Annotated in this window: 10 protein-coding genes; all 10 read left to right on the forward strand. The window is 35.3% G+C overall.

Going from position 1 to position 13,320, the window contains the following annotated elements; genetic code table 11:
* Nucleotides 1-1,999 precede the first annotated feature (1,999 nt).
* The 10 genes from ACEN2F_RS12175 to ACEN2F_RS12220 all read left to right on the forward strand — a co-directional run bounded on the left by ACEN2F_RS12175 (nucleotide 2,000) and on the right by ACEN2F_RS12220 (nucleotide 12,966).
* The gene (locus tag ACEN2F_RS12175; RefSeq protein ID WP_441739425.1) at nucleotides 2,000-3,016 is read left to right on the forward strand and encodes an N-acetylneuraminate synthase family protein; all 1,017 of its coding nucleotides are present in this window, start codon (nucleotides 2,000-2,002) and stop codon (nucleotides 3,014-3,016) included.
* The gene (gene neuC / locus ACEN2F_RS12180; protein WP_441739427.1) at nucleotides 3,013-4,173 is read left to right on the forward strand and encodes a UDP-N-acetylglucosamine 2-epimerase; all 1,161 of its coding nucleotides are present in this window, start codon (nucleotides 3,013-3,015) and stop codon (nucleotides 4,171-4,173) included. Before ACEN2F_RS12175 ends, neuC begins: the two co-directional genes overlap by 4 nt.
* Before the next feature lies 1 nt (nucleotide 4,174).
* On the forward strand, nucleotides 4,175-4,873 hold the full coding sequence (locus ACEN2F_RS12185) for an acylneuraminate cytidylyltransferase family protein (RefSeq protein WP_441739429.1): 699 nt from the start codon (nucleotides 4,175-4,177) through the stop codon (nucleotides 4,871-4,873).
* Nucleotides 4,831-6,618, forward strand: a complete 1,788-nt coding sequence (asnB, locus tag ACEN2F_RS12190) for an asparagine synthase (glutamine-hydrolyzing) (RefSeq protein WP_441739431.1) — start codon at nucleotides 4,831-4,833, stop codon at nucleotides 6,616-6,618. Before ACEN2F_RS12185 ends, asnB begins: the two co-directional genes overlap by 43 nt.
* A gap of 71 nt (nucleotides 6,619-6,689) precedes the next feature.
* Nucleotides 6,690-7,466 (forward strand): class I SAM-dependent methyltransferase, encoded by a 777-nt coding sequence (locus ACEN2F_RS12195; protein ID WP_441739433.1) that lies wholly within the window; start codon nucleotides 6,690-6,692, stop codon nucleotides 7,464-7,466.
* The gene (locus ACEN2F_RS12200) at nucleotides 7,459-8,256 is read left to right on the forward strand and encodes a hypothetical protein (RefSeq protein WP_441739435.1); all 798 of its coding nucleotides are present in this window, start codon (nucleotides 7,459-7,461) and stop codon (nucleotides 8,254-8,256) included. Before ACEN2F_RS12195 ends, ACEN2F_RS12200 begins: the two co-directional genes overlap by 8 nt.
* 38 nt (nucleotides 8,257-8,294) lie before the next feature.
* A complete protein-coding gene (locus ACEN2F_RS12205; RefSeq protein ID WP_441739437.1) occupies nucleotides 8,295-9,692 on the forward strand; it encodes a hypothetical protein in 1,398 nt (465 codons plus the stop codon).
* Entirely contained in the window at nucleotides 9,643-10,776 is a 1,134-nt protein-coding gene (locus ACEN2F_RS12210; RefSeq protein ID WP_441739439.1) for a glycosyltransferase family 4 protein, read from the forward strand. Before ACEN2F_RS12205 ends, ACEN2F_RS12210 begins: the two co-directional genes overlap by 50 nt.
* Nucleotides 10,777-10,806: 30 nt before the next feature.
* Nucleotides 10,807-12,240: an MBOAT family O-acyltransferase gene (locus ACEN2F_RS12215; RefSeq protein WP_441739441.1), complete on the forward strand. Its 1,434-nt coding sequence runs from the start codon at nucleotides 10,807-10,809 to the stop codon at nucleotides 12,238-12,240.
* Nucleotides 12,241-12,633: 393 nt separating this feature from the next.
* Nucleotides 12,634-12,966: a GIY-YIG nuclease family protein gene (locus ACEN2F_RS12220; RefSeq protein WP_441739443.1), complete on the forward strand. Its 333-nt coding sequence runs from the start codon at nucleotides 12,634-12,636 to the stop codon at nucleotides 12,964-12,966.
* Nucleotides 12,967-13,320: the final 354 nt, after the last annotated feature.

A 13,320-nucleotide genomic window follows, 5' to 3' on the forward strand; every position in this document is an offset into this window, starting at 1 on the left:
GCAATCGTTTTTAACAAATATAAAAAAGACGCTTATTTTCTTACAAAATAATACCTTATAATGTATTGTTAATGAGGTATTTACGTTTTTTATAAAAAGTATAATGCCCTAAAACAGCGGGTTTTTATAAATAAGTAACAAAGAAAATTTGCAATAATTAATTAGAATGTGACAGTTTAAATTTTCCGCTTGATTTCAGTTGAGGTTCTGGTAACCTGGCGTGTTTTTTTATCATGATCAATGACATTTAAAATAATAAGCTCATAGTTAGCAGGGATGTGTTCCCCTCTACAGAGAGCTTTGTTCTGTTTTGATCACGAGAGGTTAGAGGGTGTATTTTTATTTCTAGTATAAAAAGCAAATGTATTATTCATTACTAATACAGCGGTGTTAGAGGAATGGAAGTGCTTTTTTTTAACAGGTTGGTGTTTTGACCCCTATAAAACAAGAGTAATAAATCGAGGTATTTCTCAAATAATTATATTTGGGACAATTAAAATTACAACACAAATGGTTCTTGATGCACGTCACTTCGAGTGTCAAACGTATCGAGAAGTTTGGTTCTGTTTTACTCCACAAAAATATTCGTACTGATGTTTATCACTTACTAGATGTTTTTATTGGATATCCTATGAGGCTATGGTCTTTCCTTTTGCAAACAAAGTACAATATTAGCAGTGCTATCTATCTCGAATTGAGGTGTGGTATATTATGGTTTTTAGTTTTATTTGTAGGTTGAAATGTCCCATTTGTCATAATTAGTAGATATACGTGTTGATTCCCATATTTTAAATGATTGCAGGATCGTATTCCCCTCTACAGAGAGCTTGTCCCAATCTCATCACGGGAGGTTAGGGGTGTGTTACTATGTTTTCAGCTTCGTTTATAGGATGAAATATTGTATTTTTCGTAATTTACAGAGATTTTATAAATATCAAAAACACACCCCTAACCCCTCTCAAGAGGGGAATTGAGGAGTGGATTTCATGTTTTCAGCTTCATTGTAGGATGAAACATCCTAAATGTAAAGTGCATCACAATTAAGGAAAATTAGATATAATATCTATATTTAAAATGATTGCAGGATTGTATTCCCCTCTTGAGAGGGGTAAGGGGTGTGTTATTAATTTTTCAGCTTCGTTTATAGGATGAGATATTGTATTTGTCGTAATTGATAGATATACGTGTTGATTCCCATATTTTAAATGATTGCAGAATCGCATTCCCCTCTTGAGAGAGCTTGTCCCGATCTCATCACGGGAGGTTAGGGGTGGATTTCATGTTTTCAGCTTCGTTGTAGGATGGAATATTGTATTTGTCGTAATTTACAGAGATTTTATGAATATGAAAAACACACCCCTAACCCCTCTCAAGAGGGGAATTGAGGAGATGGATTTCATGTTTTCAGCTTCGTTTATAGGATGAAGTATTGTATTTGTCGTAATTGGTATACATACTTGTTGATTTCCATATTTTAAATAATTGCAGGATCGTATTCCCCTCTACAGAGAGCTTGTCCCGATCTCATCACGGGAGGTTAGGGGTGTGTTATGATGTTTTTAGCTTCGTTTATAGGATGAAATATTGTATTTGTCATAATTGGCAGATATACTTGCTGATTCCCATATTTTAAATGATTGCAGGATCGTATTCCCCTCTACAGAGAGCTTGTCCCGATCTCATCACGGGAGGTTAGGGGTGTGTTTTTACTTTTAACAAAAAAAGCAAGTTGGTAGTTTTCCTCTGCATTGAGGAGTTAGAACTTCATTGTTTTAGGTTAATATGCAAGATTTGAACGGAGTTATCTGGTTTGTGCCTGCGCATTGCCATTCTGCGAGTAATTAATGTTCGGATGGAGAATTTATTTGAATTATTTGATATTATAATGATGGCTAAATTAGTGGCCTACTTTAAAATAATCTAAACGATTTAAGTATTGCTAAACCATTAAATAAACTATTTTTGCTAGAAGAACCTCTAACTCATTTTTCCTTAAAATATGATTTTAAAAAAATCGTCGCCTTATCTTATCGCCGAAATAGGTCAAGCCCACGAGGGGAGTTTAGGTATCTTATATTCCTATATTGATGCTATAGCACTAACAGGAGTTAATGCAGTAAAGTTCCAAATGCATATTGCAGAAGCGGAAAGCAGTGAATATGAGCCTTTTCGTGTAAAATTCTCATTGGAAGATGAAACCCGATTTGATTATTGGAAAAGAATGGGTTTTTCTTTAGAACAATGGAAAGGTATCAAGCAACATTGTGACCATGCGGGGCTTGATTTTATTTGTTCTCCTTTTAGCAATTTGGCAGTAGACTGGCTGGAAGAAATTGGCGTTGACTGTTATAAAATTGGTTCCGGGGAAGTAAATAATTTTTTGATCTTAGAGAAAATTGCACAAACTGGGAAGCCTGTGATTTTGTCGTCGGGTATGAGTTCTTATATTGAGTTAGATCAAACAGTACAATTTTTAAAAGACCGAGAAGTTAATTTTTCTATATTGCAATGCACTACTGCTTATCCTACGCAACCTGAGGAATATGGATTGAATGTGATTCAGGAACTAAAAAAACGATATGATGTTCCAGTTGGTTTTTCAGATCATTCGGCTAAGATAGAAACGTGTATTGCAGCAACAGCGTTGGGAGCTAGTATTTTGGAGTTTCATGTTGTTTTTGATAGGCAACTTTTTGGCCCCGATGCGAAAGCGTCCTTAACCCTCAAAGAAACTAAAAAATTAGTTTCAGCCGTTCAAAATATCGCATGTGCTTTAGCACATCCAATTGTTAAAAATAATAATCATGCTTTTGCTACTTTGAAACAGATTTTCGAAAAATCATTGGCAGTTAATAAAAACCTACCTAAAGATCATCTCCTTACTTTTGCAGATTTAGAAGCGAAGAAGCCAAAAGGCTATGGAATACCAGCCAGCTCCTTTCAAGGGGTTCTTGGTAAAAAACTTAAATCTGACAAAAAACAGTGGGATTTTCTTAATGAAGACGATTTACTATGAATATAAAACGAAAAATAGCCGTAGTAGTTACTGCGCGCCCCTCCTATAGCCGTGTAAAAACAGTTTTGACAGCTATTCAGCAACATGCTGATTTGGAACTGCAATTGATAGTGGCGGCCTCAGCTTTGCTAGACCGCTATGGATCTGCGGTGAATTATATTGAAAAAGACGGGTTTGTCATTGCCGCTAAAGTATTTAATGTTTTAGAAGGAGAAAATTTGACTGCTGCTGCAAAAACTACCGGAATTGGAATACTAGAATTGTCGACTGTTTTTGACACTCTAAAACCGGATATCGTTGTGACCGTTGCAGATCGCTTCGAAACGATGGCTACTGCTATAGCGGCTTCTTATATGAATATTCCTTTGGCACACATTCAAGGAGGTGAAGTAACTGGCAATATTGATGAAAAGGTGCGTCACGCCATTACTAAATTAGCCGATTATCATTTTGTGGCCTCTGAAAATGCGAAAGACAGAGTCCTCAAATTAGGAGAAGATCCTGAGATGGTTTTTAATACAGGATGTCCCTCAATTGATTTAGCAGATGAGGTCTTGATGAGCAAAGCACTACCCTTTGATCCGTATGAAAAATATGGAGGTGTTGGTGCTAAACCGGATTTGTCGAATGGTTATTTAGTTGTCATGCAACATCCAGTGACTACAGAATATCAAGATTCACGCAAACATATTGAAGTGACGCTTGAGGCGATTTATAAGTTGAATAAGCCTACTCTTTGGTTTTGGCCAAATGTAGATGCAGGAGCGGATGGGACCTCCACAGGCATTCGTGCTTTTAGAGAACAGCATCAATTGCCCAATGTGCATTTTTTTAAAAATATGGAGGGGAAAGATTTTTTACAATTGTTGCGACACAGCCAGTGTTTGATAGGTAATTCAAGCGTAGGTATCCGGGAATGTGCTTTTTTAGGGGTGCCTGTAGTTAATATAGGGTCTCGACAAAATAAAAGGGAACGAGGCGGAAACAGTGTTGATGTTGTATATTCCCAAGAACGAATAGAAGTAGCTATTCTAGATGCTATAAAAAAAGGCAAATCAGTCTCATCTGCTATTTATGGTAATGGGAATGCAGGTGTTCAAATAGCAGAATTATTACAAAAATTACCTTTACAGTTTCATAAAACCATAATGTATTAAGATGCGAATTTTAGGTATAATTCCAGCTCGAGGCGGTTCTAAAGGGGTTCCGTTAAAAAATAGTAAATTATTGAATGGAAAACCCTTACTAGCCTATACGTCTGAAATAGCGTTGCAATCAACCTATTTAACTGAGGTAATTTTGTCAAGTGATGATTTGCAAATTATAGAAGTGGCTAAACAATGGGGGGTTCACACCCCGTTTATACGGCCTACGGAATTAGCTCAAGATACAACACCAACTATAGATGTGATTATTCATGCTCTAGAATGGTATGAAAAACAAGCTGTTTCCTTTGATGCTGTTTGTTTACTTCAAGTGACAAGCCCTTTTAGAACCGTTCAATTTTTAGATGCAGCTCTTGAAAAATTTATTGTAAGCGGTTGTGATTCTTTGGTTTCTGTTCAAAAAGTACCCCATGAGTACAATCCCCATTGGACTTTTGAAGTGAATGCAGAGGGTAATTTGACGGTTGCCACTGGTGAAGAAAAAATTATCAGTCGTAGACAAGAACTACCAGAGACTTACCACAGAGATGGAAGTATTTATATAACAAAAACCGAAGTTCTGTTGCACCAGCATTCTTTATATGGAAAAAGTATTTCATTTATTGAATCTTCTCCAGAATTGTATGTGAATATAGACACGATGGCAGATTGGGAAAAGGCAGAGCAAATGATAAAAAACAATCAACTATAATGTGTGGTATTGCAGGAATAATTGGGGATTTTGAAACCAATCAATTGGATGATATGCTGTTGAGTCAGCACCATCGCGGACCCGATGCTACGTGTAGGTATAGCGATGCCGGTTTTGCTACTTTAGGACATAACCGATTGGCTATTATTGATTTGTCTCCACAATCCAATCAACCTTTTTTAGATCCTTCTGGTCGATATGTTTTGGTTTTTAATGGAGAGATATATAATTACCGTGAATTAAAAGTAGAACTTGAAGCAGATTATATTTTCAAAACAGATTCAGATACCGAAGTTTTATTAGCCGCATTTGTAAGCTATGGAAGTGATTGTCTTCAAAAATTAAACGGGATGTTTTCCTTTGCTATTTGGGATAATCAAGAAAAAAAGCTGTTTGCCGGCAGAGACCGATTTGGAGTCAAGCCTTTTTTTTATAGTAAAAAAGGAGAATCCTTTTATTTTTCATCAGAAATAAAAGCAATTCATGCTGCCGGAATTGCAAAAAAACCAGATGAAAAAGTATGGGCATCTTATTTTGTATATGGCTCATATGGCAACCCTGCCGAGACTTTTTGGGAGGAGATCCTGCAATTACCCGGAGGACATTTTCTAGAATATCAAAACCAGAAATTAACATTAAAAAAATGGTATTTTTTTGAAAAAGAAATAGACAAACAACCCCTAAACTTAACTTTTGATCAAGCCAAAGAGTACTACACTTCTCTTTTAAAAGACAGCATAAAGTTGCGATTTAATGCTGATGTGCCTGTGGGTTTTAATATTAGTGGGGGTTTGGATAGTTCTGTGCTTTTGGCCTTGGTTAATTTGCAGGAAAAAAGCAAAAGTCTAAAATCAAAAAGTGATGCTCTGCAACCTGCAATCAGCGCCTATACTTTCTACACTAATGATGAAGCGTACGACGAACTGCCTTGGGTAGAGCGGATGATTGCTAATACTAGGAATCCTTTAGTAAAAGTGCTTCTAAAGGCAGAAGAGGTGCCAGATCTAACACAAAAAATCGCGTTTCAGCAGGAGGAACCTTTTGGAGGAATTCCTACTTTGGCTTATGCTAAAATCTTCCAGCAAGCTAGAAAACAAGATGTACTCGTTTTACTGGACGGTCAAGGAATGGATGAGCAATGGGCAGGTTATGATTATTACACTCAGGAAAAAGAAGCTACTATTCAGGGAGTTTCAGACTCACCATTCAAAATAAATATGCTTTCTGATTCGTTTCTTGAAAAAGCAATTAAACCAAACTATCCTAAGCCTTTTACCGATGCCATTTTAAATAAACAATACAGGGATTTATTGTATACTAAAATTCCTCGTGCTTTACGTTTTAATGATCGGATTTCGATGGCTTTTTCTACAGAACTACGCGAACCTTTTTTAGATTATCGTTTGGTTGAATTTGCCTTTTCATTGCCATTGGATTTTAAAATCAGCAAGGGACAAACCAAATTTATGTTGCGGGAAATCGCTTCAGAATATTTAGCCGATGACTTAGTTTTTGCTCCCAAAAGACCTTTGCAGACTCCACAGCGGGAGTGGTTGGCAGAAGATTTAAAGGACTGGGTTTCGGAATGTTTTGAAGTCATTATAACTTCTGAATTTTCATCATGGTTTAATGTAGAGGCATTGAAGATAGAATGGCAACTTTATCTGGATGGACAAAGACAATCCAGCTTTCATGTTTGGCAATGTATAAGTTTGGCTCAAATGATAATTGGTAATAAACAGTAGACCTGGATTTGGGGTCAATTAGTAATAGTCTGCATTTGGGCCATCAATCATCAAAAACAATTTAGAGATATATGAGTTTATTAGATTTTGTAAAAGAAAATACGACCTACGCAACACGTTTGAAAATTAGATATAAACTAAGAAGTTTAAAAGCTCTTTTTTTTATGTCTAATCTTGATAAATTAGCGACGATACATAAGACTGATAAAAATAGATATCATTTTTATACACAACATTATCAAAAGCACTTTAAGCCTTTCAAATACAAAAAAATTAACCTTTTAGAAATTGGTGTTGGTGGATATGAACATCCATTATCTGGAGGTGAGTCATTACGCATGTGGAAAACTTTTTTTCCCTTCGCAAAAATTTTCTCATTAGACATTTTTGAAAAGTCTTTTCTTCAAGAAAAGCGTATAAAAATTTTTAAAGGGAGTCAGGTGGATATAGATTTTCTTGAGGATGTGTGTAATCAAGCGGGAGTATTTGACTTAATCATAGATGATGGAAGTCATATTAATGAACACGTTATTAAAAGTTTTGAGTTTTTATTTCCAAAGTTGAAAAAAGGGGGTATTTATGTTATAGAAGATACTCAGACCTCTTATTGGGAAGAATATGGAGGAAGTTCAACTGATTTTAATAAAGTAGGTACTATTTATTGTTATTTTAAATCATTGATTGATGGTTTAAATCATAAAGAATATATGATTTCAAATTATGAAACATCATATTATGATGAACATATTATATCTATGCATTTTTATCACAACATGATTTTTATTTATAAGGGAGCTAATAATGAACCATCAAATTATTTAGTTAATAATAAAGTAAAAAATGGATAGTTCAAATATTGCAATACTTAGCACGGTCATCAATAAAGAACTTTATAAAAAAAGTTCTCAATTATTTCCTTCAAACATTCAAAAATATGTTATTGATGGAACCAATGGTATGCATGGTCTTGATAGTATTATTTATATGATGAAAATGCTAAAAGATAGAAATATTGACTGGCTAATTATGGCAGATGAAGATGTTTTGTTTGAAAATCCAGATATAGTTTTTGATATCATTAAAAAAATGGAAACCCAAAACTATACTGTTTGCGGTGTTCGTGATGGAGGACTTATTTCACATCGAAAAGAAAACCCCTATGTAATAAATACATTTTTTTCAATACTTAATTTTAGAGAGATTGAATTAATTTGGGATGAAAAAGAAATGTTAAAAAATCAGTATTGTAAAATAAATGAATTTCAAGATGATGTGTCAAATTTGAATGAGATTTATGATACTTTAAGTATTTATGAACCCTATTATTGTTTTTACCTTTGGTTAAGAAGAAATGAAAAACAATTTCTTTTTCTGGATTCTAATCAGCCTTTTCAAGAAGATAAAATTACAAATGCTGTGTATTTTGAAGATAAAGTGTTGTTATATCACACATGGTATGCTCGTTCTTATGGTATCAATAAAAAGCATACGGTTAGGATTAACAAAATATTGGAATTGCTGAAATTTGAGAATAAAATTATTTCTAATGCTATAGTTTTTAAGCATAAAACTTTTTTCATAATCAAAAGTATCAAAAAAGTATTCAAAAGAATATTCATGAGAATTCAAATGAAATAGAAACAACAAAAATAACAGCGTTTAATATATTTATATAAATGAAAAAACTAGGCATAGTCATCACAGATGGTGTTGGATTCCGGAATTTTGTAATGAGTGATTTCCTAGAAGAAGCCAGCATAAAATTTGATACCATTATTATTTATTCAGGGCTGCCTATTAGTGCCTATCCTGCTGTTTTGCCGTCAAGGATCACTATAAAGGAATTGGATGTTTTTGTAGAGGGCAAATGGACGTGGTTTTTTAGGAAATGGAAGGAACTGGCGCATTTACAAAAGTATCAATCTTTTTATGGAATGAAAGACAACTTGCATTCCGGGTATCCCAAAACCAACACTGCCCGATCCCTTTTAGTCAAAATCATTTACTTTTTTACCCAAACAATTCACTCTTCTGCCAGTATTTTGTTTGCGGAAAAGCTACAGTTTTTGTCTTTTGCTAAACATAAAATAACGACAGGTTATATTCAAATGTTGCGAGAAGATCAACCGACCCATATTTTTTTTACCCATCAAAGGCCTCCTTATTTAGCACCTTTTTTATATGCGGCGATTCAATCTAAAATACCGGTCAGTAGTTTTATTTTTAGTTGGGATAATTTGGCTTCCAAAGGCAGGATGTTGGGTACTTTTGATTATTTTTTGGTATGGAGTGATTTAATGAAAAAGGAGTTGTTGTATTTTTATCCGAATGTAAAAGAGGATCAGGTAAGAGTGGTAGGAACGCCTCAATTTGAGCCTTATGTAATGGATAAATACAAAATAGAAAAACAAGATTTTTATGTTAAGTTTACTATAGAGGACAGTAAAAAAATAATTTGTTTCAGTTGTGCTGATGTCAGTATTGGAGCCAATGATCCAGTTGTGATTCGGACTATTGCCAATGCCATACGAGAAAATCAAATCGGAATTCCTTGTCAACTTCTTGTACGGACTTCTCCAGCAGAAGGCCCAGAACGATTTGCTGCGATACAAAAAGATTTTCCTGAAATTATATGGAATAACCCCAAATGGATTTTGACTCGGGAGAATCATGCTGAAAGCTGGTCGCAACGCATACCTAGTAAAGAAGACATCAGAGATTTACGTTCCTTGTTAGAATATGTTGATTTGAATATTAACATGTGTTCTACGATGAGTTTGGATTTTATGTTATTTGACAAACCAGTAATTAATACTGTTTTTGGAAATCCTGAAAATGGTTTGTATGATGATCAACGGTTCTTAGGATACGATCATTTCAAAAAAGTGGTTGATAGCCAATCTGTGACCATAGCCAAAAATCCGACGGAGTTGATCGATCAAATCAAGGAAGCTTTAGTCAATCCTTTAGCTCGAGCAAAAGAAAGAAAGGCCATGATTGACTTACAAATAAGTAAAGAATTAAATGGAACCAGTGCGCGTATTGCCGCTACTTTATCAGAGTGGAATGACTGAGTTTAAAAAAATAGCTGTGCTTTGTAATTATGAACTGTTACCCGAAAGAGTAGGCGGAATGGATTACTTTTTTTGGCAGTTTGACAGCAAATGTAAAGCAAATGGTATTCAGGTGGATTGGTTTTTCCCCAATCAATCGGATCATGGCAATTATGCCACTTTAACGATTTTTGACAGTGGATACCAATCGGTAGAAAATTATTTTCTTAGTTTGTGCAAAACCAAAAAAAGTGAATATACGCATATCATTACCCATTTTATCGAATTATGTACTCCTTTTTTTTACCGAGTAAAGCAGTTTTCCAAAGCGAAAATAATTTCCGTAGATCATAATCCAAGACCACTTTCTGGCTATCCTTTAAAAAAGCGAATAGAGAAAAGAATCAAAGGAATTTTATTTTCTAGATATATTTCGGTTTTTGTAGGCGTTTCGGATTATACTGTAAATGAAATTATACGTGATTTTGGTTCTGTTGTAAAAAAGAAGACGCTCACGATTTATAATGGGGTTGTATTTGAGGATATCTTGGAAAGAACGAATCGGAGTATGACGCATCCCACCTTTTTGACGGCATCGCATTTGCGGGAATCAAAAGGGCTTCAGGATTTAATTGCTGCAGTAGCACTGCTTCCCTCCGCAATTAAAATGGGAATTAAAATAGACTTATACGGGGATGGTCCCTTTAAAAACAACTTGGTTGAAAAGATAAAAGACCATGATGTGACGCATTGTTTCACTTTTATGGGCAGTAGTCCTCACCTGAAAACGATATTTGCAGAGTATGACTACCTGCTGCAACCTACTCACATGGAATGTTTCAGTTTGTCGATATTAGAGAGTTTAGCGGCTAATGTTCCAGTGATTACAACTAATGTTGGCGGTAATGAAGAAGTATTAGTCGATGGAGAAAACGGCTATATTTATAAAGCAAAAGGCGTACTTGCTCTAAAAAATATTCTAGAAGCGGTTTATATGGGGCATAAAAAAATCGAAATAAATACAAGAACACTTGTTGAAGAATGTTTTTCACTGACGAAAATGGTTGATCATCATTTGGCATTGGTATTACAGAATAAATTTTAATTTTACAATGTCAAATCTGTTTCAACACTTATGTTTTTTAACTCCTTATCCTTTGCCATTTTCCTGCCTATTGTATTTGTGTTGTATTGGTTTGTTTTTAATTTAACCAAAAGCACTCAAAATGCAGTGCTCATTGTAGCCAGCTATTATTTTTATTCCTGTTGGGATTGGCGCTTTTTGTTCTTGCTGGTTTTCTCTACTTTTTTAGATTATTACACCGGTATAATGATAGAAAAGGCTAAGACGGCACTAGGAAGAAAATTTTGGTTTTGGTTGAGTATCAGTGTGAATTTAGGTTTCTTGGGGATCTTTAAATATTACAATTTTTTTGCAGATTCTTTTTCGGAATTATTGAATGGGTTCGGGCTTCAAACAAGTCCATTATTGCTGAACGTGATTCTGCCAGTTGGTATTTCCTTCTATACGTTTCACGGGCTATCATACGTCATTGATATTTATTTAAAGCGTATTAAAGCTGAATATAACTTTGTAGATTACTCTTTGTTTGTCAGTTATTTTCCATTGCTTGTAGCGGGACCTATTGAAAGAGCGACTCATTTATTGCCACAGGTAAAAGTGAAACGCAGTTTTGACTATCAAAAAGCCAAAGAAGGAATCTTTCAGTTTGTTTGGGGATTGGTCAAGAAAGTGGTAATCGCCGATACTTGTGCAACCTATGCCAATGCGATTTTTGATAATTATCAATCGATGAACTCCTTGTCTTTAATGTTGGGAGCGGTTTATTTCGCTTTCCAGATTTATGGTGATTTCTCCGGTTATTCAGACATGGCATTGGGAATGTCCAAACTGTTTGGAATCGATTTGTTGCGTAACTTTAATTACCCCTATTTCTCCCGTGACATTGCCGAGTTTTGGCGTCGTTGGCACATTTCCTTGTCCTCTTGGTTTCGGGATTATCTGTATATTCCGTTAGGAGGGAGCAGTGGTGGTACGGCGATGAAAGTCCGCAATACGTTTATCATATTTTTAGTAAGTGGTTTTTGGCATGGCGCCAATTGGACTTTTATTGCCTGGGGTTTTATTAACGCGTTGTATTTTTTACCGTTATTGCTGTTGAAACGGAATCGGTCTAATATGGAAACTGTTTCCCTGTATTGGGATTTGAACTCGGTTAAGGTTTTCTTCAGTATTGTCAGTACGTTTGCATTAACCTGCTTAGCGTGGATTTTCTTCCGAGTAAAATCGATAACAGAAGCTTTTGAGTATATTGGTCGCATTTTTACCAATAGAATCTTTGAATCACAATATTTGGAAAACGAACGTTACAATTATGAAATCATTATTTTGATACTTGCTTTTATTATTGTGGAATGGAACAGCCGCACGAAAGTAGAACCCATTTCCGGGAGATATAGTTATTTAAAGTTGGGGTTATGCCTTGCGGCGATTATAGCATTGGGAACGTATAGCGATTATAAAGAATTTATTTATTTTCAGTTTTGATATCAACAGGGGAATCGATTAAGGCTTAATTGAGTCCTTCGTCTACGCTTAGGACAGGCTATAGTCGAGTTGTCAAATCGAGTCCTTCGTCTACGCTCAGGACAGGCTGTAGTCGAGATTAGTTTTGGAATATAAGGCGTCTCGACTGTACTTCGACTCCGCTCAGTATAAACTTTCGAAGTGACAAAAGTTTAAGAAAAGTAGAATTAAGCGTCTCGACTGCGCTCGACGTGACAAAATATTGGCGGGTCAAATTAAGTACTTTATCTACGGTCAGTATAAGCTAAAGTCGAGTTATCAAATCGAGTCCTTCGTCTACGCTCAGGACAGGCTGTAGTGGAGTTGTCAAATCGAGCGCAGTCGAGATTCGTTTAATTTAAAATAAAACAGTATATGAAATTCTATTATGTATATATTATTCTTTGTAACGATGATTCGCTTTATGTAGGAGTAACTTCTGATATTGACAGGAGAGTTATCGAGCACAATGCCGGTAAATATCCAGACGCCTACACACATAGTAGAAGACCTGTGACGTTAGTTTTTTATCAGGATTTTACAGATCCGAATCAGGCTATTGAGTTTGAAAAAAAAATAAAAAAATGGAGCAGGGTTAAAAAACAGGCATTAATTGATGGGAATTTTGATAAATTACAATATTTATCAGAATGTAGAAATGCAACACATCATAAATACAAATCGGATTTTGAAGATATAGAAGAATAGTTTGACTAAGCGTCTCGACTGTACTTCGACTCCGCTCAGTATAAACTTTAGACGTGACAAAGAGTAATTTAATTGTCAAATCGAGCGCAGTCGAGTTGTCAAATCGAGCGCAGTCGAGATTCATTAAGACATAAAAGCGTCTCGACTGTACTTCGACTCCGCTCAGTATAAACTTTCGACGTGACAAAAGATCTCGAGTAGTCAAAACGAGTTCTTGGTCTATGCTCAGGATTGGCTGCAGTCGAGTTGTCAAATCGAGCGCAGTCGAGATTCACTGAGACATAAAAGCGTCTCGACTGTACTTCGACTCCGCTCAGTATAAACTTTCGACGTGACAAAAGATCTCGAGTAGTC

The sequence above is a fragment of the Flavobacterium sp. W20_MBD1_R3 genome (genome assembly GCF_052119725.1).
Lineage (GTDB): Bacteria > Bacteroidota > Bacteroidia > Flavobacteriales > Flavobacteriaceae > Flavobacterium.